The organism is Hymenobacter cheonanensis (assembly GCF_030581075.1).
Taxonomy (GTDB): domain Bacteria; phylum Bacteroidota; class Bacteroidia; order Cytophagales; family Hymenobacteraceae; genus Hymenobacter.
Genome location: NZ_JAUQSW010000001.1, coordinates 241,826 through 267,623, shown reverse-complemented (window position 1 = coordinate 267,623; position 25,798 = coordinate 241,826). Strand labels below are relative to the sequence as shown.

Sequence of the window (25,798 nt, the reverse complement as noted above, 5' to 3'; positions counted from 1 at the left end):
TCACTATCATGGCAAAAGACCAGGCGCGCCGGCAGGGCGTGGTGTACTCCACCAATCCCGATTTTTCGTACCAGTCCGATGAGGCGGCCGAGGCCGCTACGCTGCCGCCCCAGCAGCAGCAGCTGCGCGTGCAGCTCGATAAAAAGCAGCGCGGCGGCAAGCAGGTCACGCTTATCACGGGCTTCGTGGGCCGCGACGAAGACTTGCAAACCCTCGGCAAGCTGCTCAAGGCCAAGTGCGGCGTGGGCGGCAGTGCCAAGGAGGGCGAAATCGTGGTGCAGGGAGATTTTCGGGCCAAGGTGCTGGAAATCCTTCTGAAGGAAGGCTATAAGGCCAAGCAGATTGGCGGCTAGCTTGGCCATGAAGTAAGCTGTTTAGGAAATCTAATAAGCGTCATGCTGAGCTTGCCGAAGCATCTCTACTGCGCCGTTCAACGATACGGTAGAGATGCTTCGACAAGCTCAGCATGACAGTCTCGTTTGATTTTAAAGATTTCCTAAATTATTCTCACTGCAAAAAAAGGCCGCGCTAACATGCTAGCGCGGCCTTTTTATTGGGCAATAAGTATTAATGTATTAGTCGTTTATCTGCTCCAGCGTGCTGCCGCTGCTCAGGTCTTTCTGCACGTTGCCGGGGTTGCCGGTGTAGCGGGCGGTGCTGCCGCTGCTCAGGTCGGCCTTCAGCTCTTCGGTGGCGTGCACGCGGGCCTGCGAGGCGCTGCTCAGGTCGAGGTCAACGCGGGTGGCGCGCAGGCCCAGGGCTTCGACCTGGCTGGCGCTGGAGCCGTCGATGCTCAGCTCCTCGGCCGCCCCGCTCAGGTCGACGCGGCTGGCGCTGCTGGCCGTGACTTCGAGGTGCGGCACGTTCACGTTGAGACGCGTGGAGGAGGCGCTGGACGCTTCCAGGCGCAGGTCCTCGCCCTGAAAGCCGCTTACGTCGGCCTGGCAGGCGCCGCTCAGCTCTAGGTGCCGCAGGGTGGGCAGCGTTATCTGCACCAAGATGGGGTTTTTGTTCATGTCGAAGGCCGAGAACAGGCTCCCGCCGGCGCGGTTGCGCACCACCAGGCGGTCGCCGCGCACATCGAGGCGCACATCGGCGAGGTCGGCGGTGCGGCCGGCGGCCTCTACTTTGTAGCTGTCGCCCTGGCGCACCACTACCCGGAACGCGCCGTGCACTTCTACTTCGTTGAAATCGTGGCCGCCGTCCAGGGTCTTGCGGCCGGTGCCGTAGTGGCTAGGGTCGGTGTTGAAGCGGGCCTCGTCGCCGATGATGCTCACGCGGGGCTCGTCGCCGTCGGTGTTCACGCGTACCTTCGTGCGGGTGCCATCTACGTCCACGTTTACCTCCGCGTCGTTGTCGTCGTCGTCGGCCGAGGCAGGGCAATCGAGGCAGGTAAACTTGCCCTCGCGGGTGAAGCGGGCCCGGTATGGCCGGTCGCTGCTAGGGCGGTGGCCGCTGGTAAAGTCATCATCATCAAGGTGCTCGATGAAGAGGGGCGTGAGGCGGTAAACCTTATTCAGGGGCAGGTGCAGGGTCAGGGTCAGTTTCTGGTCGCGGTAGGGGGCGCTGCTTTTCAGCGTCGTGCCCTGGTCGAAGATGATGGTCGAGTCGCGCTGCGTGATGTTGTAGTTGATGGTTTGCTGCGCGGTGAGGCGGGCCGCCTCTTCAGTGCGGCCCCTAGCCTGAAACTCTTCCTCCACAAAAGGAGTGGCGCCGCTATCGGCCGGGGCCAGGCTCATTCTTACCCACTGAAAACGGTCCTCGATGTTGCGCGAATCCAGCACAATGCCGGGGCCCGCAATGTTGCTCAGGCGCACGGTAGTGGTGTAGGTGTCCTTGGCCTGAAAATTGCGGGCTACCTGCAGGCCGGCCGCCGCGCTGCCCACTATGCCCAGCACCCACAGCCCAAGCAGCGACAGCCCCACGGTGCGGCTCAAGAGCCAGCGGCGCATAATCAGGCGCAAGCCCAGCAGTATCAGGGCGAAGGCCAGAATGCCCGACACCAGGAAGGCGGCAATGGCGCCCCAGGGCGGCAGGTTGCGCACGGTGGCCCCGAAGCTGTCGTCGAACATGAAGCCGTTGCTGGTGTGCTCTACGGCCGTGAACGGAATGATGCTCAGGGCCGCGCCCAGCAGCATAAGCAGCGTAATCAGCCCGGTGCTGCCCCAGAAAATCAGCAGGCCACCCACTATCCAGCGGATAACGCTGCCCAAAAAATTGGCGGCGGGCTTGGCACTGCGGGCCGCGCTTTCGAGGTAGGTGCCGAGCGGGCGGTTGGGCGTAGCAGTGCCTTCGCCATCGAAGGCGTTGGAGCGCAGGTTGTTATCGATACCCGAGAGCGTGACGGCGTCGCCGCGCATCTGCATTTTCTCCGACACGGTGCGGGCCTCGGGCACCACGGCCCACAGCACCAGGTAGATAAGGAAGGTAGAGCCGCCCAGGAACAGGCCAATCAGAAACAGCACCCGCACCAGCACCACGTCGGTTTGGAAGTAAGCGGCTAGCCCCGCCGATACCCCGCCGACCTTGCCGTTGTCGGTATCGCGAAACAGCTTGCGGCCGGTGAGCTTGCCGCCAAAGTCCAGCGTATCGATGGGCGCCGGGGCGTCGTCGCGCTTGGGCAAGGCTATCCACAGCACGAGGTAAGCGATGATGGCCAGGCCGCCAAAGTCGAAGCGGTGGCGGAACATGCCGGTGCCGGGAATGTGGTCGTACACCCCAAACACGTTGGGCAGCAGCACCAGGGCCAGGAAAATGAGGCGCACCAGCAGCGGGTTTACCCGGAAATACTGGGCTAGCCCGGCGGCCACGCCCGCAATCTTGCGGTGGGCCAGGTCGCGGTAGAGGCGGCGGGGCTCGGTGTCGGCCGGGCTGGGGGCGGGGCCGCCGGCAAAGGCCTGCCCAGCGCCCGGCCCGGCGCTGGCCGGCTCGGTGTAGGCGTCCTCGTCCTCGTCGGGCGAGGTGTTGAAATCGCTCACGCGACCCATCTTGGCCGTCATCTCTTCTACGTCTTGCAGGGTGATAACCTGCTTATTCACCGAGAGGCGGGCCGAAAACAGCTCGGCAATGCGGCCCTCGATGTCGGCCACGATTTCTTCGTGGCCCTGGTAGCTGGCGAAGTGGGCCTTTACCTCGTGCAGGTAGCGGCTAAGCACTTCATAGCCATCATCTTCGAGGTGGAAGATGATGCCCTGCAAGTTGATGCTGATGTTCTTTTTCATGGGAGGGGCCGCAGGCGCGAAGCGCGGCAGGTTGAAATCGGAGAAAGAAAGTTTAGCGGGTAAAAGCAGGGCCCGGCTAGGGGCGGGGCGGCTGGCGAATGATGCCGACGGAGAGGGCCATTTCTTCCCAGGTCTGGCGCAGCTCCTCCAAAAAGCTGCGGCCGGCCGTGGTGAGCGTGTAGTACTTGCGGGGCGGGCCGGAGGTCGACTCCTTCCACACGTAGTCGAGCAGGGCGGCATTCTTGAGGCGCGTGAGCAAGGGGTAGAGGGTGCCCTCCACCACTATCATGCGGGCCGCGGTAAGCTCCTCCAGCATGTCGCTGGCGTAGGCCTCCCCGCGGCCGATTATCTCCAGGATGCAGAATTCGAGGATGCCTTTGCGCATCTGCACCTGGGTGTTCTCTAGTTTCATGGGCGGTATGGGCTAGTAGTAGGTGAGGAACGGTACAAATGTACAACGAGTACTTTGTATTACATAATACTCGGTGTACATTTTTTTGTTGCCTTGGCGCAAATTTTTTTTGCACCTAAAGAGGTCACGTATTTCTTTCTTCCTATTTCGGTGCGCCCAGCATCCAAAAACAAAGAGCCAACTGCGCGATAATCAGCTAACTGGCTGGCGGGCGTGGAGCTTAGGCGCGCCATTGCGCACTATCTGGCAGTAACTTGCGTTGCTGCTCCAATTTATTCTGCCGCCTATTATTCAACTATGCTACAACTCTCCGCTTGCCGCCCCTGGGCGGTTTTACTGGGTGTGAGCGCCGCGCTGGGGCTAGCTGCGCCCGCTGCCCGCGCCCAAACCAACACCCCTAAGTACAGCAACGAGTTTTTGAACCTAGGCGCCGGCGCCCGCTCGCTGGGCATGGGCAAAACCCAGGTGAGCCTGGCCGACGATGCCACGGCCGGCTACTGGAACCCGGCGGCGCTCACCAACATCCGCACCAAGTACGACGGCGTGCTGATGCACTCCGAGTTGTTTTCGGGGGTAGTGAAGAACGACTACGCTGCCTTCGCCATGCCGCTTGATGAGAAGAGCGCCATCGGCGTGACGCTGCTGCGCCTGGGCGTGGACAACATTGCCGATACGCGGGCGCTGGTGAACGAATACGGCTACATTCAGTACGACCGTATTACGTACTTCTCGGTGGCCGACTACGCCCTGCTGCTGAGCTACGCCCGCAAGCTGGGGCCCGAGGGCCTGAGCGTGGGCGGCAGCGGCAAGCTCATTTACCGCAACGTGGGCTCGTATGCCAACGCCTACGGCTTTGGGGTCGATGTGGGCGTGCAGTACAACCACAAGGGCTGGCGCCTGGGCCTGATGGCCAGGGACATCACCACCACCTTCAACGCCTGGAGCATCGACGCCGACAAGTTCAAGGCCAATACCATCCCCGGCGAGGCCATTCCGACCAACACGACCGAGATAACCCTGCCGCGCCTGGTGCTAGGGGCGGGGCGGCAGTTTACGCTGCCCGCGCAGTTTACGGCCCTGGTGGCCGCCGACCTGGAAGCCACCACCGATGGCCAGCGCAACACCCTCATCTCGGCCAAGCCCGTGAGCGTGGACCCGCGCGTGGGCGTCGAAATCGGCTACCGCAACCTGGCCTTTTTGCGCGGCGGCGTGGGCAACTATCAGAAGATTACCACCTTCGATATGTCGCAGCAGTGGAAGGGCCAGTACAGCCTGGGGGCGGGCGTGGCCTTTAGTGGCCTGCGCGTGGACCTGGCGCTCTCGCGCCTGGCGGTCGAAAAGCTCGGCTCTACCTCCCAAACCAACTCGCTCATCGTGAGCCTGGGCTACGGCCTGGGCAGCCGCCAGGGCGGCCTGCCCAGCATTCGCTAGGGCCAGGGAGCTTATTCGTGCATAAATACTAGTTAGTTGACTGCTACTATGATAAATAAAATTTACGCTACCAGTTGGTGGAGTACGCTGGGCCGGTGGGCGAGCGGGCGTGCCGTGGGGCTGGCGGTGCTGGCCTGCCTGCTGGGCACTACCCTGGCGCAGGCCCAATCGGGCACCTACGGCAACGAGTGGATAGTGCCCGGCCAGCCTTACTACAAGGTAAAGGTGTGGCGCGAGGGCCTCTACCGCCTCGACTACGCCTACCTCAGCCAGCTGGGCGCGGGCGCGGTGGCCCCCAGCCAGCTGCAGGTGTGGCGGCGCGGCAAGGAAGTGGCCGTGTACCAGGGCGGCAACTCGGCCACGCTCGATAACAGCACCTTTGTGGAGTTCTACGGCCAGCGCAACGACGCCGCGCTCGACAAGGAATTTTACAAAAATCCCGCCGACCAGGTCAATCCTTACTACAGCTTTTACACCGATACGGCGGCCTATTTCGTAACCTGGGGCACCCGCGCCGGCAAGCGCATGGCCCAGCCGGTGGCGGCCGGCGGCACGCCGCACGGCTGGCGCCTGCAATCCTCGCTGGTGCTGAAAACGGGCAACTATACCGAGGCGCCCACCGAAACCTCCTTCACCTTTTTGCCGTGGATAGAGCCCGGCGAAGGCTTTTTTGAAGGATTCTACTATAACCCGACGCCGGTACTGGTCGACTCGCTGCGCGCTATCTCGACGGCGGCCGGCGCGCCCGCCCCGCGCGCCGAGGCGGTAGTGCTAGGGGGCAGCCGCGTTGATAATCACTCTACTACGGTGAGCGTGGTAGCGCCGGGCAGCAGCACGCCCCGGCTGCTGGGCACGCTGCTGTACAAGCGCTTCGACCATGCGTATGGGCGCTACACCTTGCTGCCCAGCGATATAAGCAGCCAGGGCAGCGTAACGCTGAGCTTCGGCCAGGGCCCGCTGCCGCCGCAGTCGCTCGTCGATGTATTCCGCTTGTCGTGGATGCGCGTGACAGCCCCGCAGCAAAACGTGTGGTTCAGCAATCGCCGGGCGGTGGTCTTTCAAAACGACTCGCTGCTAGCCGGCCAGGCTACCTACGAGGTTGATAACGTGCCGGCTACGGTAAGCGGCTTCGATATTCAGGACCCCTGGAACGTGCAGCGCATTGCGGGCACCGACGCCGCCACCCTGGGTAGCACGGGCCGGCGCTACGTGTTTCCGAGCGCCACCGGCCAGCAAACGCGCCGCCTGCTGCTGGCCGATGAGGCCCAGCCGCTGGTGCCGCCCGCCGCCCGCCGGGTCAACTTCCGGGGTATCGACCCGGCCAAGCCCAACTTTGTCATCATCACGCATCCGCAGCTGATGAAAGCGGCGGGCACGGTGCCCAACGTGGCGCGCGCCTACGCCAACTACCGTGCCTCGGCCGCGGGCGGCGCCTACGATACCCTGATGGTGACCGCGCCGCAGCTCTACGACCAGTTTCACTACGGCGAGCGCTCGGTAATTGCCCTGCGCCACTTTGCGCTGTGGCTGGCGGCGCGCGCGCCGGCCAACCAGACCAAGTACCTGCTGCTGCTGGGCAAGGGCATCTCGCCCGGCTCGCCGGTTAGCTCGGCCATAGACCCCAACACTACCTCGGGGGCCTCCGGCAGCGGATTTTACACCTACCAATCGACGCGGGTGCAGGGCGAAAGCGGCCTGGACCTGGTGCCGGTTTCGACGCGCTCGACGTCCGATATCTTCCTGTCGAGCGACTGGCCGCACGACAACTACGTGCCGGCCCTGCCCACGGGCCGCATTGTGGCCAGCACGCCCGCCGAGGCGCTGGCTTACCTCACTAAGCTGCAGGAGTACGAGGCGCAAATAGACCCCAACCAGCTCAACCCCGAGCCCTGGCACAAGAATATGGTGCACCTGAGTGGTGGGCACGACCAGCTGGAAATCAATACCTTCCGCTCGTACCTCGACCGCTATAAGCTGCGTGTAGAGCACCCGCTGCTGGGCGGCAGCGTCACCACCTACCAGCGGGTATATGACCCCACCAACCTGCCAGCCAACAAGAATATCTCGACGGATGTAAACGCGGGGCTAGCCCTGATTACGTACTTCGGCCACGGCTCGACTACCCAGTTCGACCTCAACATTGGCGATATTAATGATGTAACGCAGGGCTACAACAACGCCAAAAAGTATCCGGTGATGATGTACAACGGCTGCTCGGCAGGGGCGGCGTTCTACAACGCCCGCACGTTTGCCTCCGACTGGGTCCTGGCCCCTGGCAAGGGCTCGATTGGCATTATGGCCGAAAGCGGGCTCTCGTATGCCGACCTGCTCGACCCCTCGCAGGATTTGACCCACCAACTGCTCTTCAACGACCCCGAGTGGTTTGGGCGGCCCATTGCCGAGGTGCGCCGCGAGGTAATCCGGCGCCTGCAGGTGCGGCCGGCGTATGCGCCCGTAGCCGGCAACCTGCGCGCCACCGAGCAGCTGCTGTGCACCATCTGGCAGGGCGACCCCGCCCTGCGCATGTACGCCCCGGCCAAGCCCGATTTTGTGGCCAGCGCCGCTGCGCTTTCGCTCAGCCCCATTGCCCCCGACGTGGCCGTGACGGCCGCCTCCTCCAAGTTTACCTTCAACATTGGGGTGAGCAACCCGCTGCGCATCACCCGCGACCCAGTCGAGATTCGCGTCACGCGCACCTATCCTACGGCTACCGGCCTGTCCAAGGAAGTCTATCTTTACGACAGTGACAGCGGCAATAAGCCCTTCCCGCAGGCTTTCCGGCGCGATACGGTGTACACCATTACGCTCACCAACCCCACGAGCGATTTTTCGGGCGACAATCAGTTTACGGTGGAGCTTGACTACCGCAATAAGGTGGCCGAGCTGAATGAAGGCAATAACACGGCGACGCTCACGTATTCTTTCCTGAAGCGCGGCCTCACGCTGCTCACGCCCACCGAGTTTGCCATCATCACCAGCACCAAGCCGCGCCTGGTGGCCCAGAGCAACGACCCCAACGGCCCGGTGCGCAACTACGATTTTCAGGTCGACTCGGTGGCTACCTTCAACAGCCCGGCGTTGCAATCAACCACCATCTCGGCCGGCGTAACGCCTACCTGGACGCCGCCCAAAGCCCTCGCTACCAAGGCCGACTCTACGGTATGGTACTGGCGCGTGCGCTTTACCACGGCCGTGGCCCCGGAAGATAACGGCTGGCAGGTAAGCTCGTTCCGCATCATCCCGACGGCCCTGAGCGGTGGCTGGTCGCAGAGCCACAACGGGCAGTTCAACCGCGACGACCTGCGGGGCGTGGCCGTGGCCGCCCCTAGCAACCGCTGGAGCTTTGCCGCCCAGCAGCAGGCCCTTACGCTGCGCACGGCTGGCGGCGGGGCGCCCGGCAGCAGCTACACGTTTGCCGTGAGCGGCTACGGCATCAACACGGGCAGCTCAACAGTCGATGTCAGCAACTGCGGCGTGAAATCGCCCAACCTGCTGCTGGCCGTCTTCGACCCGCGCACGCTGAAGCAAACCACCGTGAGCGGCTCGTACTCGGTGTGCGGGCCGGCCAGCCAGCCGTTCTACTACTTTGGCGCCGACCCCACGAGCGGTGCCGATACCCTCGATAACCTCAACAACAGCGCCGCCCGCCGGGCGCAGCTGCTCGCCTTTTTGGGCCAGGTGCCCGAGGGCGCCTACGTGGCCCTGGTGAGCGAAAACCGCCTGCGCTACGCCGACCCCGGCCTGGCCGCCACCCTGCGCCAGGTAGCCACCCTGCTAGGCAGCAAGCTGGTGCCAACGCTCAAAAACGGCGAGCCCTGGGCCCTGGTGGCCCAAAAGAAGGCGAGCGGCAGCGTGCTGCTGGCCGAAGCCGGCCCCGACCGCACGCTGAGCACGCCTACTTACCTGCAAAGCATCACGCTGGCGGCCTCGCTGAGCGCGCCGAGCCAGGCGGGCAGCGTCACGAGCACGCTCATTGGGCCGGCCGTGAAGTGGCAGACGCTGTTCGACGTTATCAAGCCCGAGACCTCGACGGCTAGCTACACGCTTTCGCTGGTGGGCATCGATGCCAGCAACAAGGCCACGGTGCTGCAACCCGACATCAAGGCCAAGAGCCTGGATTTGACCGGCTACTCGGCCACCACTTACCCCTACATGCAGCTCCAGCTAGCCCTGCGCGACTCCGTGAACCGGGTGCCGCCGCAGCTTAAGCAATGGCTCATCACCTTCAAGGGCAAGCCCGAGGGCATTGTGCGCCGCGACTTGGTGGCCGCCGCCGTGTACGATTCGGCGAGCCTGAAGGCGCAGGCTACTACCGGCACCGGCTTCATCAGGTTCCCGGTCAAGTTTGACAACATCTCGCAGGAAGCCTTCGCCAGCCGCCTCCAAACGCAGGTGCAGCTGGTGAACGCCAGCACCAACCTGCCGGTGCGCACCCTGCCGCTGCTCACGGCCACCCGCGATTTGCTGCCCGGCGACAGCGTGCTGACCGTGAACGTGAGCATTGACATGCGCGGCCTCTTCGGTAAGTTTTACGTGCGGGTAGTAGTCAACCCGCAGCTGCAGCCCGAGCTGTATTACTTCAACAACGAGCTGAGAACGGCCACCTTCACGGTGCGCGACTCCAACGTGCCGCCCACCCTCGACGTGGCTATCGATGGCCGTCACATTCTCGATGGCGAGCTGGTGGCGCCGCGCCCGGTCGTCACCATTCAGCTCAAGGACGAGGACAAGCTGCGCCTCATTACTGATGCCTCGTTCTTCACCATTTTCCTGAAGCGGCCGGATGGCACCACCATTCCCGTGAACGTGAACGGAGCCGATGTGCACTTCAGCGTCGATAACACCTCGGGCAGCCTGGCCCGCCTGGATTACCAGCCCGGCCTGAGCACGCCGCTACCCAATGGCACCTACACGCTGAGCGTGCAGGGCCGTGATGCCTCCAATGCCGCCGCCGGCACCGTGAGCTACCAGGTGAAGTTTACGGTGATAAATGAGTCGAAAATCTCCAACGTGTACCCGTACCCGAACCCCGTCACGAGCAAGGCCAAGTTTGTGTTCACGGTGACGGGCCAGGAGCTGCCGCGCAACATGAAAATTCAGATTATGACCCTCACGGGCCGCGTGGTGCGCGAGATTTTTATGAGCGAGCTAGGCCCCCTGCACATCGGCAACAACATTACCGACTACGCCTGGGATGGTACCGACCAGTACGGCGACCGCCTGGCCAACGGCACCTACCTCTACCGCGTGGCCGTCGACGACCCGAACAACGACTTCAAGAAATTCAGCACGGCCGGCGACCAGGCCTTCAAAAACGACTGGGGCAAGCTCGTGCTGCTGCGCTAGCCCTCTGGGTTTCTGAGTTAAGCAAAAAGGCCGTTCTGCTCAGCAGAACGGCCTTTTTTATGGTTGCTGCGCCTAGCGGCGGCGTAGCGTTACGAAGCTGTAGGCGAGGCTATTCTTATCGTCGGGGGCGTGGCGGGTGCGGGTTTCCTCGCGCCAGGCGGTGGGCGAAAGGGCAGGGAAAAAGGTATCGCCGTCGGGCACGGTGGTGTGCACCTCGGTGAGATACACCACGTCGGTGGCGGGCAGCGCCTCGCGGTAGATTTCGCCGCCGCCAATCACGCAGATTTCCTCGCCGCCGGGCTGCTGGGCGGCCAGCGCCAGGGCCTCGGGTAGCGAGTGGGCGAGCAGCACGCCAGCCGGCGCCGGCCAGCCTGGCTGGCCCGTAACCACAATAGTGGTGCGGCCCGGTAGTGCCCGGCCAATGCTCTCAAACGTGCGCCGGCCCATCACAATGGGGTGGCCTAGCGTACGCTTTTTGAAGTGCTGCAAATCGGCAGGCAGGTGCCAGGGCAGCTGCCCCTGGCGGCCGATAACATTGTTTTCGGCCGCAGCCACCACGATAGAAACCATAAAAAGAGGCGTAAAAAGGAATAATAATGCTCAGGGTAGCTTTTTAGTCCGCGCTGCTGCCCAGCTCCAGCTTGGTGCCGCGCAAGAACTCTTCTGTGCTCAGGCGTTTTTTGCCCTCCAGCTGCACTTCGAGCAGGGCTAGCCAGCCGGTGGGCGTGGCCACGCGCAGGCTGTGGCGGCCATCGGTGGCCCAGGTGCCGGCGGGGGCGGGGCGGCCGGGCATAGCGGCGGCGCGGTACACTTTCAGGCCCCGGCCGTCGGGCAGGGTGGTGTAGGCGGCGGGGGCGGGGGCCAGGCCGCGCACCTGGTTCACAAGCTCCTCAACGGGGCGCGTGAAGTCGAGCCGGCCGGTTTCCTTGGTGAGCTTGGGGGCGGGGCGCAGGCTAGCGGAGTTGGCTTGCGGGGTGCTGGGGGCGGCCCCGGCCGCAATGGCCACCACGGTGCGGGCGGCCAGCGCCGCGCCGGCCACTTTCAGCTTGTCGTATAAGGAGCCAAAGTCGTCGCCCGGGTCGATGGCGATTTTATCCTGCATAATGAGGTCGCCGGTATCAATCTCGTGGCGCAGAAAAAAGCTGCTCACGCCCGTTTCCTGGTCGCCGTGCATGAGGGCCCAGTTGATGGGCGCCGCCCCGCGGTACTGCGGCAGCAGCGAGGCATGGATGTTGACCGAGCCCAGGCGCGGCATGTTCCACACCGCCTCGGGCAGCATCCGGAAGGCTACTACCACCTGTAAGTCGGCCGCGTAGCTCCGCAATTCTGCCTGAAAAGCCAGGTCTTTGAGGTTGGTAGGCTGCAACACCGGCAGGCCGTGGGCCAGGGCCGCCTGCTTCACGGCCGAGGCTTGCAGCTGGCGCCCGCGCCCGGCGGGCCGGTCGGGCCCGGTAATAACGGCCACTACTTCGGCTTCGGGCAGGGCCAGCAGGGTTTCGAGGGTGGGCACCGCAAAATCGGGCGTGCCCATAAAAACGATACGGAGGGGAAGGGGCATGGCGGTTAAAGGCATCGGGTGGGCGCAACCAGACTTAGGTGGGATGAAACTTGAATTTATCCGTGCGAAACTTGGATTATGGTCGTTGGCGCAGGGCTTGGGAGCCTCAGCGCTGAACTTAGGCTACTTGCACCAAGGCTTGTAACGGTTGGGGCGGGGCCTGGATGGCTGACACCAGAAGTGGCAGGTGTGCAGCGAGGCTTAGGAAGGCTGGCACTAGGCTTGGTCTGCCCGGCGCCGGGCTTGGGCAAGCTCGCGCCAGGCCTGAAAAAATGCGCGGTTTTCAGCGTTCCGGATACAGCAGGTATTTCTTGCGCAGCTGCCTGAACCGCGCCAGCCCCGGCGCCCAGCTAGCCCTTATGCTGGCCTCCGAGCGCCCGGCCACCACCTGCGCTCGCAGCGAGTCGGTGCCGGCCAGCTGCTCGAAGTACTTGGTAAAGAAGTGCTCCTTATCGGTGCTCTGGCGGTAAAAATCGAGCAGGTAGCGCACCGTGAAAAACTGGCTGGGCTCGCCGGCAGCGGGCTGGTGCAGGTCGAGGCCGTAGCAGAGCTGGCCGCCCAGCGGCGGGGTGGGCGAGCCCGCGTTGGGCCGGGGCGTAAACTGGTAGGGCCGCGTGGCCGGCTGGCTAGGGCTGCCTATGACCTCAAACGGCCGGTCGGTGCCGCGCCCCACGCTCACGTTGGTGCCCTCAAAGAGGCACACGCTGGGGTAAAGCGCCACCGCCCGCGCCGTGGGCAGGTTGGGGGAGGGGCGCACGGGCAGCGCGTAGGGCGTGGCGTGGGTGTAGCCGCCCGCCAGGGGCACCACCTGCAAGCGGCAGGGCTGGCCGCCGGCCAGCCACTTTTCGCCGTTTATCATCCGGGCCAGCTCGCCCACCGTGAGGCCGTGGCAGATGGGCAGCGGGTCGAGGCCCACGAATGAGCGGTGCCTGGGCTCCAGCACCGGGCCATCGACGAGGGCGCCGTTGGGGTTGGGCCGGTCGAGCACGATTAAGGCCTTGCCCTGCTCGGCCGCCGCCTCCATTATATAGTGCAGCGTGCTGATGAAGGTGTAGAAGCGCGTGCCCACATCCTGAATGTCAAATACCAGCACGTCCACATCGGCCAGCATTTCGGGCGTGGGCTTTTTGGTTTTGCCATACACCGAGCGCACCGGCACGCCGGTGCGGGCATCGCGCCCGTCGGTAATGGTGGCCCCGTCGGCTGCCTCGCCCCGGAAGCCGTGCTCGGGCGCGAAAATGGCCGTCAGGTGCACACCCAGCGCCTTCAGGGTATCGACCAGGTACGCCTGGCCCACCCGCGAGGTTTGGTTCACGACCAGGCCCACGCGCTTGCCTTGCAGCGCGGGTAAGTAAGCCCCTAGCTGCGCGGCCCCCACCTGCAAGGCGCGGGGGGGGCGGGCGGCGGCCTGCGCCCGGCCCGGGCCTGCGGTGGGGCTAGCCCCGCACCCGGCGGCCAGGCCTGCCGTCATAAATATCCACTTCATCATAGCCCAAAAGTACCTTGCTGCGTAAGAAGCGCGCTCCTGCCCGGCTTGCAACCCCCGGCGCGGGCGTAGCTTTACGCCACTTGTGAATATCGCCCGCTACATATCGCGCCGCATGGACGGGGCCGACTCCGGCTCCTTTACCCACTCCGTTACGCGCATTGCCACGGTGAGCATTGCCTTGGGCATTGCCGTGATGATAGTCTCGTTTTCCATTCTGCAGGGCTTCCGCGAGCAGATTCAGGACAAGATATTCTCCTTCGGCGCGCACTTGCAGCTCTCGCGCTACGACACCAACAACTCGCTTGAGGTAGCGCCCATCTCCGAGCCCGAGCTGCGCCGCCAGCTGGCGCGCTACCCGCAAGTGGCTTCGGTGCAGCCCTTTGCCCGCAAAACGGCCATCATCAAAACCGCCGACGAAGTGCTGGGCGTGGTGCTGAAGGGGGTTTCGGAAAAGCACGGCCCTAGCAGTATGCGCCAGAATATGGTGGCCGGCAAGTTTATCACCTTTGCCGACTCGGCGGCCAGCAACGACATCATCATCTCGCGCAAGATTGCCGACAAGCTGCGCCTCGCTGTCGATAGCTCGGCGGTGTTCTACTTCATTCAGCAGCCGCCGCGCATCCGCAAGTTTCGGGTGGCGGGCATTTATCAGACTGGCCTCGACGAGTTTGACGAAGTGTACGTGCTCGGCGACCTGCGCCAGATTCAGGAGCTTAATGCCTGGCCCGATTCCCTGGTGGGCGGCCTCGAAGTGCGCCTGCGCGATTTCAAGCGCCTCAACCCCACCTTCGACCAGTTTTACGAGCAGCTGCCCTACGAGGTGCGCATCGAAAAAATCACCGACCAGTACGCCCAGCTCTTCGACTGGCTGCAGCTGCTGAACCGCAACGTGATTATTTTCCTCATCCTGATAATTTTTGTGGCTACCTTCAACATGGTCGCCACCATCTTTATCATGATTCTGGAGCGCACCAAGATGATTGGCATCCTGAAAGCCGTGGGCGCTACCGACAATCAGATTCGGGGCATGTTCTTCTTCCGGGGGCTATCCATTACCTTCAAGGGGCTAGTAATCGGCAACCTTTTTGCGCTGGGCGTGTGCTGGTTACAGTATCACTTCCGCATCATTCCGCTCGACCCCGAGAACTACTACATGGACCGCGTGCCCGTGGCCTGGGACCCCTTCGTTATCCTGCTGCTCAACGTGGCTACGCTCAGCGCGGCGGTGCTGTCGGTGCTCATTCCGACCTACATGATTGCCCGCATCAAGCCCATGGTAGCCATTCGGTTTGACTAAGAATGGCAGCCCGCAGCGGCGGCCGTTTTGGGGAACTACGCGGTAAAACCCCGGCGTTGAGCGACGAAACCGGGCATTATTAGCGAACCGGGCGTAATTTAGCCGGGCCAAATGGGCTAGTCAAAAATAAAAGCCGGGTGCAACCTGTTACCTGCTCGGTACGCTCTCTTGGGTACAATAACCTTCCTTTTTTCATGAAAAATTTTCCTCGGCTAGCCGGCCGTTTGCTGGCCCTGCTGCTGGTGCTGGGCGGCCTCGGCCTGAGCAGCTGCCACAAAGACGACACCACCACCGTGTACGGCAACTGGGTTAAGGGTAACTCATTTCCGGGCACCGTGCGGAGCAACGCCGTAAGCTTCGTCGTGAACGGGGTGGCCTACGTGGGCACGGGCATCGATGCCAACAGCGTGAAATACAACGACTTCTTTTCGTTTAACCCGGCTACCGGCAGCTGGCTGCGCCTCACGCCCTTTCCGGGCATTGCGCGCTACAACGCCGCGGCTTTTGCGGTAGGCAGCTTTGGCTACGTGGGCACGGGCTACGATGGCACCAACTACCTGCGCGATTTCTGGAAGTTTGACCCTTCGCAAAACACCACCACCACTACCGGCGGCGTAACGACGACCACCGTGGGCAAGTGGACGCAGATTCTCGACTTCCCGGTGAACCCCGGCACCGCCGGCCGCTACGGCGCCGTGGCCGGTAGCGTAGGCAGCTACGGCTACGTAGGCTGCGGCTTCGATGGCAACAACCAGAAGGATTTCTACCGCTACGACCCCACGGCCAATACCTGGAGCACCTTCGCCGGCTTCCCCGGCGACAAGCGCATCAACGCAGTGGCCTTCACGGTGAACAATGTGATGTACGTGGGCACCGGCATCAACAACGGCCAGTACACCACCGACTTCTACGCCTACGACCCCGCCAAGGACACCTGGACGGCCAAGCGCCAGCTGGCCAACATCAGCAACTCGACCGATTCGTATGACTATAGCAAAGTGGCGCGTTCGCAGGCCGTGGCCTTCACGATAGGCAACTACGGCTACATCACCACTGGCAGCAATGGCGCGGTAACCACCACTACGTACCAGTACGACCCCACGCAGGATACCTGGACGGCCATGAACCCCTACCTGGGCACGGGCCGCAACGCCGCCGTGGGCTTCGGCATTGGCAGCTTTGCCTACGTAGGCACCGGCTACTCGGGCAGCACCCGCTTCGACGATTTCTGGACGTTTGACCCGAATGTCACGCAGCAATAAGGCATCTGCGCCGCTGGCCATCTGGGGCCGGCTGCTGGCAATGCTGGGCCTGGTGGTGCTGGCGGCCAGCTGCACCAATACCGTGAGCGATATTGGCGTCGGGCTGCCCGACGTCAATACCGACACGGGGGCGTTTCTCATTGATACCCTCACGGTGCGGTCGTCCACGGTGCTGCGCGACTCCGTGCCCAGCTCCAACTCGTCTTACCTGTACGTAGGGCAGTATACCGACCCCCAGGTAGGCAGGCTCTCGGCCAGGAGCGCGTTTCGGCTAGGGCTGCCGGGCGGGTATGCCCCCGACCCCACGGCTGTTTTCGACTCGATTACGCTCATTCTGAAGCCCAACAGCTACCGCTACGGCGACACGACCAAGACGCAGGCGCTGGTAGAAGTGCACAAGCTGAGCCGTAACACGCCTATTTCGACCACGAAATATTCGTACACCTCGGCTCGCCTCACGCCGCTGGGCTACGATTCGACGCACGTTGACAGCCTGCTGAACCGCAACCACGTGGCGCCGCGCGGCCGGGCTAGGCCCAGCATCCGAACTCTGCGCTTGCCGCTCGACGGCGCTTTTGGCCGGCAGCTGCTGGCCCTGGGCAAAGCCGGCCGCCTGAGCACGCAGGATGACCTGGATGCGTACCTGCCGGGCCTCGTTATTACGCCGGCCGCCGGCGACGAGGGCACCATTATTGGCCTCGACGCGACAGCGACCGACGCGGCGATGAACCTGTACTATCACCTGCCCACCGACCCGACCACCGTTATCACCAGCTCGTTTTCGCTGGTCGACGGCGCCCGGCACTTCTTCCAGATACGGGCTAATCGGAGCGCGCCGGGCACGGCTATTAGAAACCTGCCGAAGACTTCGCTGGGCACGGTGAGTTCTGCGCTCACGGGCAACCAGACGGTTATTCAGGGCGCGCTGGGGCTGCAAACCCGCCTGGAGTTTCCGCACCTCACGGACCTGCGGCAGTTTGGCAACAACCTGACCGTGACCAGCGCCGTGATAACGGCCTCGGTGCCCACGGCCACACTCACGCCGTATGCCCCGGTGCCGCCGCCGCTCAGCATCTACTATACCGACGCCAGCAACCATCCCACGGCGCTTTACCAATCCGGTATTACCTATACCACGGGCATTTCCACGCTCACGGGTATCGAGCAGGGTACTTATACCTGGTCAGTAATTGATTATTGCAAGGCCGTGCTGGCCAACACAATTCCTAACAATGGCCTCCTGGTAGCATCGGGCACGCCCGATGTGCCTAGCCGGGTAATCATCGGCGATTCGCGCAGCACCCTCAACAAGCTGACGTTCCGCCTCTACTTCATCCGCGTGCAGTAAGTAGAAAACTGCCACCTGGTAAAAGCCCCGAAGCCTGGCTTCGGGGCTTTTTGCATCTGAATTCTACCGGGCCAATCAGGGTTGCTTCCCGTTGAGGAGACTTTTTAGCGAAATAACTGTTAGCCTAGCGTGACCCATCAGCCCCCGACGCCCGCCCCCCGCCCCGACCTGCTGCGGGTATCCTACGACGACTACCGCGCCCTGCCCGCCATTGCCAATTCCGACTTGTCGCGCCTGCGCGATGCGCTTAACGGCCGGCCACCCCGCCTCGATTCGGGCTCGGGCGCACTCAGCTTTGGTACTGCATTTCACACGGCCCTGCTGGAGCCCGGCGATTACCAGCCCGGGCAGCCGGGTCTCAACGATACCTTGGTGTGGTGGCTGGTGGAGGGCGTCAAGCTGAATAAGGAGCTAAGCCGCCTGCTCGAAAACGGTGTTGCCGAGCGTAGCGCGCTCTTTACCGAGCCCGTTACCGATACGCTCTGCAAGCTGCGCGCCGACCTCGTGCTCGACCAGCCCGGCCAGCCCTATACCGTTATTGACTTTAAAACGACCATGGCCCGCGATGCCGAGCACTTTCGCTGGCAGTGCTCGGCCTACGACTACGACCGTCAGGCTGCCTTCTACACCGATGCGCTGCGCGCCGAGCGCTTTCTACTGGTAGGGGTGCAAAAAGTCGAACCCTTCGGCGTGTTCCCGCTCGAAGTACCCACCGATATGCTGGCCGAGGGCCGCCGCAAATACCTGCACCTGCTGCGGCTATTGCGGGCCCCGGCCACCGCGCCCGCCTACCGGGCTGAGGCCGTGCAAGCCGCCGTAGCGGCGCTAGGGCTGTAGAATTGATTACGGAGCTAGGGCTTACGGGCGGCAAGTAGCAGCAGCAAGTATTAAAGAGCGTCGGGGCCAGGCAGCGCTATACGCGCAACCTGGCCCCGACGCTCTTTAATACTTGTAGGCCCTAGCAGTTGGCTATATCCCGGCTGCGCCAATCGCCGCCAACTCGCGCAACACCTGGCGCAGGCTGGCCGGCTCCCGCAGCTGCCGCGCCAACTGATGGAGATAATCGGTTTCGGCCCGCAGGCTGCGCTTTATCTCGCGCAGGCGGGTGCGCTGCTGCTTCTCGGTGCCGCTCCAGGGCGCTTGGGCATCGGGCTGGCGGGCCGTTGCCAATTGCTCGGTCAGTTGCTGCTGCTGCTGCGCCAGCGCTTCGGTGTAGCGCAGCAGCAGGGCCTCGGCTTCGGCGCTGGGGGGCGTTGGACCATCGGTAGTGGCTAGCAGAGATAAGAGGGCAGCCAGGTCGCCGGCTGCGTAGGCGGCCGTTATGCGCTGCATCAGGGCAGTTTGGGCTTGCTGGGCTGCTGCATCGGCCTGGGCCGCGCGGTCGGGGTGGTGCAGGCGGGCTAGCTGGCGGTAGGCCGCCTTGGTATTTTGAAGCAGCGCTTGGTTTTCGGTGGCCGCGGCCTGCGCCTGCCCGGCCCGGGCCTGCTGGCGCTGTTGCAGGCGGCGGGCCCGGGCAGCGGCCGCTGCCTGCTCGTGGGGCGGTGGCGAGGGGCTGGCAACTGCCACGGGCAAAGTTTCTTCTTCCTCAAGCGGCGGCAGGGGCGGCGCGTAGCGAGCCAGTATCGCCGCTTCATCTTCACCAAACCGCTCTTGCAGGCTGCGGGCGTTGTGCACCAGCAGCTCCGTTACCTGGGTTTCTTCGGCGCGGCTGAGGTAGCCATCGGTTAGGGCAATTTCCAGCGGCTCGTACAGGGCGCGGCGCGCGGCCACGGCCGCCGCCGCTACGGGACCTACCTGCTGCCAGTAGGCCTGGCGGGTGGCGGCCTGGCTCGCCCGCAAGCGGTGCATCTGTTCGCGCAAATCATCTACGGCCTGCATGGCCTGCCGATAGGCTAGCTGGGCGGGCGAAGCCGGCTGGCTAGCCACGCGCTCGGGCAGCGCCTGGCGTTGGGGTAAAGCGGAAGGGATAGTCACAGCCGGTAAAAATAAGGCATATCTTAAATGCGCTAGTCCGGTGCTTATAGCTAATGGCACAGTAATAATCAGTGAGCAATTACCCTTTTTAAAGTATTGCTTTTTAATTGATTTCGCATTGCTAAAAAATATTTTAAAAATAATTGAGCAATTAGTTGCGTAAGTAAAATAAACTTCCCACCTTTGTCACACTAAACCACCACAGCCATGTATCACCTAACACTCAGCCGCCGGAATTCGGATAAGATGCAGCCAGAAAGGCTGCCGCTGCTCGGTATATGTGCCTGCTTCTAGCCCTGGCTAGAGTTGTCGCTGCCCGAGCCCTCAAGCTCGGGTTTTTTTGTGTTTAGCCGGTTTGTCAGCCGTTTAGCCTTCTCGCCCGATGCCCTTTATCCGCCCCAGTTACTCGTTGCAGCAGCTCCTGAGCCAGCCCATTAGCGGTTGGGGTAAGCGGCACGGCCACCCTTTTTCTTTGCAAGCAATGCGCCAGTAAGTACCGGCTGCAACGCGCACTGAAAAAGCCTGGCCCCTACAAGCCGGGCTTTTTTGTGCAATTAGCAATCGAATAAAAATAATTTTTATTCGCCGGAAAAGCATTGCCTTTGCAATTCAAAACTAATTGTTCGCGGAATTAATTTTTTGCCTATTCACCATCTTTACTCCCACCCGCCATGCGCTTCAATTTCAATTTTCGCAAAGCGCCGCCTGCGCCGGTTCGCAACCACGAAGGGGCGCCGGCCTACGTGCTCACCCCGGCCCTGGAGCTGTACGCGGCCGTAGCTACGGCGGCCCTCAGCGACCAGTTCTACGAAAAGGCCGACACCCGGCTAGCCCGCCTGCGCGAGCTGGTGGCCAAGAACGAGCCGGCCTTCGTGGCCCGGCTGGCCGTGTATGCCCGCGAGCAGCTTTACCTGCGCTCGGTGCCGCTGGTGCTGGCCGTGGAGCTGGCGCGCATCCACCGCGGCGATAGCCTGGTGAGCCGCCTGGTGGCGCGGGTGGTGCAGAGGGCCGATGAAATTCCGGAGTTGCTGGCCTTCTACGCCCAGGCCAACGGCCGCAGCGGGATTAAAACCCTGGGCCGGCTTTCCAAGCAAATGCAGCACGGCTTGGCCTTGGCCTTCAATAAGTTCGACGCTTATCAGCTGGCTAAGTACAACCGCGAGGGGGCCGTGCGCCTGCGCGATGCCTTATTCCTGGTGCACCCCAAGCCGCGCGATGAGGGCCAGCAGGCCGTATTCGACCAATTGGTGGCCGGCACCCTGCCCACGCCCTACACCTGGGAAACCGAGTTGTCGGCCGCCGGGCAGGTGGCCTACGCCACGGCCGCCGAGCGCCAGGCGGCCGTGGCCCGCACCTGGGAAACCCTGGTGCTGAGCGGCCGCCTGGGCTACATGGCCTTGCTGCGCAACCTGCGCAACTTGCTGGAAGCCAGCGTGAGTGCCGACGTGCTAGCCCACGCCTGCGCCACCCTGGCCGACCCCGGCCAGGTGGCCCGCGCCAAGCAGCTGCCCTTCCGCTTTCTGGCTGCCTACCGCGAGGTGCTGGCTTTGAACGCAGGGGCGGGGGCGCCGGTGCTGGCGGCGCTCGAAACGGCCATTTCGGCCAGCGTGCGCAACCTGCGCGGGTTCGATGGCAACACCCGCGTGGTGGTGGCGTGCGACGTGTCGGGCTCGATGCAGCAACCCATCTCGCCGCGCAGCAAAGTGCTGCTCTACGACGTGGGCCTGGTGCTGGGCATGTTGCTGCAAAGCCGCTGCCAGCACGTGGTAACCGGCATGTTTGGCAACACCTGGAAGCGGGTGCCCTTGCCCCAGGGCCAGGTGCTGCGCAACGTGCAGGAGCTGTACCGCCGCGAGGGTGAGGTGGGCTACGCCACCAACGGCCACCTCGTTATCCAGGACCTGCGCCAGCGTGGGGAAGTCGTCGATAAAGTGATGATTTTCACCGACTGCCAGCTCTGGGACGGCACCGGCCGCGACCGCACCCTAGCCCAGGAATGGGCTGCCTACCGCGCCAACGTGGCTCCGCAGGCCCGCCTGTATCTCTTCGACCTGGCCGGCCACGGCACCACCCCGCTCGACGTGCGCGCCGAGCACGGCGTGGCCCTCATCGCAGGCTGGTCCGATAAGGTATTCGACGTGCTGGCGGCCCTCGAAAATGGCGGCAGCGCCCTCACCGAAATTCAGAAAATCGAGCTGTAACCCAAGCTGCCCGGCCGGGCAATCAAGCGGAACCCCCGGCCATTACAGTTTGCTCAAGAAATCGGTGCCGTGGCTAGGGCCTACTTCGTTTCAAGGGCCGACTGGGGATAAGTGCCCCGTCGGAAAACGGCCGAAAGGTCGGTAGCCCTAGCGCTTGTCGCCCGATTTTTTACAGAGGTTGAATCCTCCCTTTCATCATGTTGCGCAAAGCGAAGCATTGCGCGTGGCGCAGCAATTTCTTGCGCTAGCAACGAAGCGAGCAAGACGCTCCGCGCAGTATGAATAAAGGGTTGGCAGCTAATTCATTACAAAGAAATAATTCTCATGAACCGCGACTACCGCCAGCAACTGGCCCGCGATACCCTGGCCGCCCTGGCGCGCGGCAGCTACGAAGGCCCTGGCGGCCCCGTCAATTTTGCCAAAGCCCAGCGCGCCGCCGAAGCCGGCAGCCACCTTTACCGCCCGGCCGATGCCGCCGACCTCCTGCGCGAGCTTACCTGGCCGGCCGGCCCGCTGGCCGAGGTGCGCGTGTACGGGGCCACCACCCTGGAAGCCGCCGCGCAGCTGGCGGCGGAATACGGCAGGGTAGGGGTGCTGAATTTTGCCTCGGCCCGCCACCCCGGCGGGGGCTTTCTGGGGGGCAGCCAGGCGCAGGAAGAAAGCCTGGCCCGTTCCTCGGGGCTGTACCCGTGCCTCACGCAATTCGCGGAGATGTATGCGGCCAACAGCCAGCCCACGAGCACGGCGCTCTACAGCGATTACCTCATTTACTCGCCTGGCGTGCCCGTACTGCGGCACGATAACGGCCAGTGGCTAGCCCGGCCGCTGCTGCTCGACATCCTCACGGCCCCGGCCGTGAATGCCGGGGCGCTAGCGCGTAATGCGCCCCACCTGCTGCCGCAACTGGTGCCCACCATGCGCCAGCGGCTGCGGCTGGTGCTGGCCGCCGCCGCCCGCCACGGCGCCGAGGCGCTGGTGCTAGGGGCCTGGGGCTGCGGCGTGTTTGCCAACGACCCGGGGCAAATAGCCCAGCTCTTTGCCGAGGCGCTGGCCGAGCCGGCCATTCGGGGGCGCTTCCGGCGCATCGACTTCGCCATTTTTGACCCTAAGCCGCCGCACGCGGTGCTGCAAGCCTTCGAGCGGGCACTGGGTACCAAAGAACTGGCAACATAATTGTACCACCCTTTTAACGCGCATTTTATGCCGCATCTCTTAGGCAAACGGCTGACCCCTTAATGGCAGCCGCTGGCCGGAACGGACTACCGCCGGGGCGACAGTGCTTCGGCGGCCCGTTCCAAACCTGGGCTAGCCCCTTCCGCTTGCAGGTGCCGTAGGCCGGCGCTACTTCGTGGGTAAGTTTTCGGGCGTGGCTTCGGGCACGTCGTGCGGGTTCGAGCCCCGCCGGGGGCTGCGGCCACCGGACGAAAACATTGCGCCAGCCGCTCGTTGCCCTGTTTTTTAGGTATTGCCGGGTGTCGTAACTAGGCGTTACTTCGGGTTGTGAGTTCGATTCTTATCGCCCCGACACCAGTACCACAATAGGAGCCTAGCTCAACGGTAGCGCAGCAGTAGCCAGTGACGTATTGCCCCGGCAGCCTGAGGAGGGAGCCCGCCAAAAAACCTTTCTGACATGAAAACAACTTCTTTACGCTAAGCATTGACAATCAACTCGTCGGGTGCCGTAGCGCCGCCATACTTCGCACCCCTGGGGGCCGGTGGCGGGTGCAACTCCCGAAGTGGCTGCCCACAACGGCAGCCGCGCTGCAACGTGGATGAAGCCGGTTCGCTGGCGATGCGTCTGTTGCCCCGATAGAATTGATTTGCAGCTGCTAGCCCTTCACTTTTACTGCCATACAACGAGTGCCGTAGGTGGGTCATACTTCGGAAGTTGCGCCGCATAGGCGTGCAGGTTCGAATCCTGCCCGCGCCCGGGTTTGCCCGGGCCGGTGGCGAAACTGGTAGACGCACAATTTTAAAAGGCCCGCCGCCCGTTGCCTCGTTGCTGTTACGTGTTTGGGTGCCGTAGCCCGGCCATACTTCGCGCTTTTAACGCCCAGGTCGCAGGTTTGAATCCTGCCAGCAACTGCTTCGGCAGCCGCTGTAGCTCAGTCTGATAGAGCAGGATATAGAAGGCCGGGCGTTTGTTGCCCCAAGCTATGCTTGAAAACCCGGTGCCGTAGGAAGGCGCTCCTTCGTCTGGTGAAATCTGACTGTTAATCAGAGTTGGGGTTCGACTCCCCGTGCCAACGCCTCGGCTTTGGCGCTGCGCCGACCGCCTGTTGCCCGGGTTGAATTATTAGAATTGCCTATTAACCAAGCTGGTGCCGTAGCTGCGCCTTACTTCGTTTGGGACGACGGGATTGCGGGTTCGAATCCCGCTCGCTGGACTGATTACCAACTACTTCCAGCGGTAGCTTAACATGGCAAAGCACGTATTGGCGGGCGCCGCGCCTGTTGCCCGGCTTAGGTTAAAGGCCAATTGGGTGTCGTAGAGGGGCGTTACTTCTTAAATCTTGTAGCAACTCAACTGCTACCGCGGGTTCGAATCCTGCCCGCGCCCGCCGCCAGGCGGCGCGGTGGCTGAGTGGCCGAAAGCACGATTCCGTACCGGACCGCCCCTTGCCTGTTACCCCGGTTTGCCCGGTCTATTTCCTCACTTCAACACGCATCACCATGCAAAAAGATATCATCGCCCCTCCCTTCGCAGACATGAGTATTTCACCCCCTAGCTCGGCGGGCCCCCGTGGCCGCGCCGGTTGTGTATGGCCAATCGCAACAAACCCCTGCCGGCCCAGGTGCGCACCGCGCAGCTGGCCGACGCCGCCTTAGCGCGGCACCTAAACTGGCAAAAATGGCCCACGGCCCGCCAGCTAGCCTACCTTTTTTCGGCCGATGCGGCCACCGATATTGCCACCCGCACCGAGCCCCACTCGGTACTGGCCGCGCTGCATCGGCACTGCGTAGCCACCCGCTCTACCAACGAGCAGTGGCGCATTCGCCACTTTCTGAGCCAGTTGGCGCCCTGCCGCACGGCGTTGCTGCACCGGCCCGAGCTGGTGCCGGCGTTGGCGCACATCGGCCTGCACTTCGCCAGCCGGGTGCGCGAGCTGAATGCCTGGCAGCCGCCCTCCAAAAATGCGTTTTACCAGCTTGCCAGCCTGCTGCGGCACTTGTTTGACCAGTACGGCGACGTGCCGGCCTGGGTGCTGGGCGGCTGGGGCAGCGACCCCGACCGCCACGCGGGCCTCGACCTCACGCGGCTAGCCCTGCACCTCGGCCGGGGCCAGGCCATACGCCGCTTCGACGGGTGGCCGGTGGCTCTCACCAAGCGCCAAGAGCACGCGTTGCGGCAGGCGCCGGCGGGCTGCACCTTTCAGGAGGCCTACCGCTACGCCCAGCTGGCCGAGCGCGACGCCACCGAGTGGCTGGGCGTGGTCCTCGACTCGCGCCTGGGTCGCGAGGCCATCGGCCCCGACGACGGGCTGTGGCTGGCGGTGCTCGACCTCTTCCGGGCCGAGCCCGATGTAGACCCCTGGCAGTTTGGCCCTGTGTGCGACTGGATTCATTTTCGGCGGCGCGTGGGCAGTCCCGCCGAGCCGGCCCAGCCGGGCTTTTCGCTACGGGGCCGCAGCCTGGCTTCCTTGCTGGCGCACACGGCCCGCTGGCACCGCACGCTGGGCAAAATCAGCCGCAACCCGCAGTATATGAAGCTGCTCGAAAGCACCTGGCCCGGCCTGCCGGTGCCCGACTTTGCGGGCGGCGAGGGCGGCTGGGTGCAGGTGCGGCAGCTGCGCGATTACCCCGCGCTGCTCGAAGAAGGCCAGCGCATGCACCACTGCGTGGCTAGCTACGTGTATATGTGCCAGCGGGGCCGCGGGGGCATTTTCTCGCTCACCTTCAACGGCGCCCGCATGCTTACACTGCAGCTAACGCCCGCCCGCCAGCTGGTGCAGGTGCGCGGCCGCTACAACCGCCGGGCCTCGCCCGAGGAGCAGCGCTGGGTGCAGCAGTGGCTAGCCGAAGCCCGTCTCACGGTGTCGGCCTACGCCTGGGAAAACTGAGGCCTCTTTTGCAATTAAACATTGAACGCGCCAACTCACATGCTGTCATGCTGAGCGTAGTGAAGCATCTCGCTCGCCCCGTTGCCAGAGCCTTGATTACTGCGCCACGCAAGATGCTTCACTACGCTCAGCATGACGAAATAATGGTGAAATTCAAGCATAAAGCGGTGCCGTAGCGCGGGCTTACTTCGTCTGAAA

16 protein-coding genes are annotated in these 25,798 nt (G+C 63.4%); 10 read left to right on the top strand and 6 right to left on the bottom strand.

Features of this window, described 5'->3' with window-relative positions; all coding sequences use genetic code 11:
• The first annotated feature begins 8 nt into the window (after positions 1–8).
• Positions 9–353 (top strand): translation initiation factor, encoded by a 345-nt coding sequence (locus tag Q5H89_RS01185; RefSeq protein WP_305017456.1) that lies wholly within the window; start codon positions 9–11, stop codon positions 351–353.
• Positions 354–575: 222 nt separating this feature from the next.
• Here the strand turns inward: Q5H89_RS01185 and Q5H89_RS01180 are convergent, their stop codons facing one another.
• A complete protein-coding gene (locus tag Q5H89_RS01180; RefSeq protein ID WP_305017455.1) occupies positions 576–3,221 on the bottom strand; it encodes a GIN domain-containing protein in 2,646 nt (881 codons plus the stop codon).
• A 76-nt stretch (positions 3,222–3,297) separates the two neighbouring features.
• Positions 3,298–3,633: a PadR family transcriptional regulator gene (locus Q5H89_RS01175; RefSeq protein WP_305017454.1), complete on the bottom strand. Its 336-nt coding sequence runs from the start codon at positions 3,631–3,633 to the stop codon at positions 3,298–3,300.
• Between the two features lie 297 nt (positions 3,634–3,930).
• Between Q5H89_RS01175 and Q5H89_RS01170 the strand changes: the two genes are divergently transcribed.
• Both Q5H89_RS01170 and porU2 read left to right on the top strand, forming a co-directional pair.
• A complete protein-coding gene (locus Q5H89_RS01170) occupies positions 3,931–5,064 on the top strand; it encodes a putative type IX sorting system protein PorV2 (protein WP_305017453.1) in 1,134 nt (377 codons plus the stop codon).
• Between the two features lie 48 nt (positions 5,065–5,112).
• On the top strand, positions 5,113–10,410 hold the full coding sequence (gene porU2, locus Q5H89_RS01165) for a putative type IX secretion system sortase PorU2 (protein WP_305017452.1): 5,298 nt from the start codon (positions 5,113–5,115) through the stop codon (positions 10,408–10,410).
• A 72-nt stretch (positions 10,411–10,482) separates the two neighbouring features.
• Here the strand turns inward: porU2 and Q5H89_RS01160 are convergent, their stop codons facing one another.
• From Q5H89_RS01160 to Q5H89_RS01150, 3 genes are all read right to left on the bottom strand, one after another.
• A complete protein-coding gene (locus Q5H89_RS01160) occupies positions 10,483–10,980 on the bottom strand; it encodes a dihydrofolate reductase (RefSeq protein WP_305017451.1) in 498 nt (165 codons plus the stop codon).
• Between the two features lie 43 nt (positions 10,981–11,023).
• The gene (gene fmt, locus Q5H89_RS01155; RefSeq protein WP_305017450.1) at positions 11,024–11,968 is read right to left on the bottom strand and encodes a methionyl-tRNA formyltransferase; all 945 of its coding nucleotides are present in this window, start codon (positions 11,966–11,968) and stop codon (positions 11,024–11,026) included.
• A gap of 283 nt (positions 11,969–12,251) precedes the next feature.
• The gene (locus Q5H89_RS01150) at positions 12,252–13,457 is read right to left on the bottom strand and encodes an exo-beta-N-acetylmuramidase NamZ family protein (protein WP_305017449.1); all 1,206 of its coding nucleotides are present in this window, start codon (positions 13,455–13,457) and stop codon (positions 12,252–12,254) included.
• An 82-nt stretch (positions 13,458–13,539) separates the two neighbouring features.
• Between Q5H89_RS01150 and Q5H89_RS01145 the strand changes: the two genes are divergently transcribed.
• From Q5H89_RS01145 to Q5H89_RS01130, 4 genes are all read left to right on the top strand, one after another.
• Positions 13,540–14,754, top strand: coding sequence for an ABC transporter permease (locus Q5H89_RS01145; protein WP_305017448.1), 1,215 nt, complete (start codon positions 13,540–13,542; stop codon positions 14,752–14,754).
• A gap of 194 nt (positions 14,755–14,948) precedes the next feature.
• A complete protein-coding gene (locus Q5H89_RS01140) occupies positions 14,949–16,016 on the top strand; it encodes a Kelch repeat-containing protein (RefSeq protein ID WP_305017447.1) in 1,068 nt (355 codons plus the stop codon).
• On the top strand, positions 16,000–17,364 hold the full coding sequence (locus Q5H89_RS01135) for a DUF4270 family protein (RefSeq protein ID WP_305017446.1): 1,365 nt from the start codon (positions 16,000–16,002) through the stop codon (positions 17,362–17,364). The genes Q5H89_RS01140 and Q5H89_RS01135 overlap by 17 nt, the downstream gene beginning before the upstream one ends.
• Positions 17,365–17,493: 129 nt before the next feature.
• Positions 17,494–18,201 carry a PD-(D/E)XK nuclease-like domain-containing protein gene (locus tag Q5H89_RS01130; RefSeq protein ID WP_305017445.1) on the top strand — a complete coding sequence of 236 codons (708 nt, stop codon included), beginning with the start codon at positions 17,494–17,496 and terminating at the stop codon, positions 18,199–18,201.
• A 132-nt stretch (positions 18,202–18,333) separates the two neighbouring features.
• Here Q5H89_RS01130 and Q5H89_RS01125 read toward each other — a convergent pair whose 3' ends face one another.
• The gene (locus Q5H89_RS01125; protein WP_305017444.1) at positions 18,334–19,338 is read right to left on the bottom strand and encodes a hypothetical protein; all 1,005 of its coding nucleotides are present in this window, start codon (positions 19,336–19,338) and stop codon (positions 18,334–18,336) included.
• A gap of 671 nt (positions 19,339–20,009) precedes the next feature.
• Here Q5H89_RS01125 and Q5H89_RS01120 point away from each other — a divergent pair.
• From Q5H89_RS01120 to Q5H89_RS01110, 3 genes are all read left to right on the top strand, one after another.
• The gene (locus tag Q5H89_RS01120; protein ID WP_305017443.1) at positions 20,010–21,539 is read left to right on the top strand and encodes a TROVE domain-containing protein; all 1,530 of its coding nucleotides are present in this window, start codon (positions 20,010–20,012) and stop codon (positions 21,537–21,539) included.
• A gap of 324 nt (positions 21,540–21,863) precedes the next feature.
• Positions 21,864–22,712 (top strand): TIGR02452 family protein, encoded by an 849-nt coding sequence (locus tag Q5H89_RS01115; RefSeq protein WP_305017442.1) that lies wholly within the window; start codon positions 21,864–21,866, stop codon positions 22,710–22,712.
• Between the two features lie 1,589 nt (positions 22,713–24,301).
• Positions 24,302–25,600, top strand: a complete 1,299-nt coding sequence (locus tag Q5H89_RS01110; RefSeq protein ID WP_305017441.1) for a PcfJ domain-containing protein — start codon at positions 24,302–24,304, stop codon at positions 25,598–25,600.
• Positions 25,601–25,798: the final 198 nt, after the last annotated feature.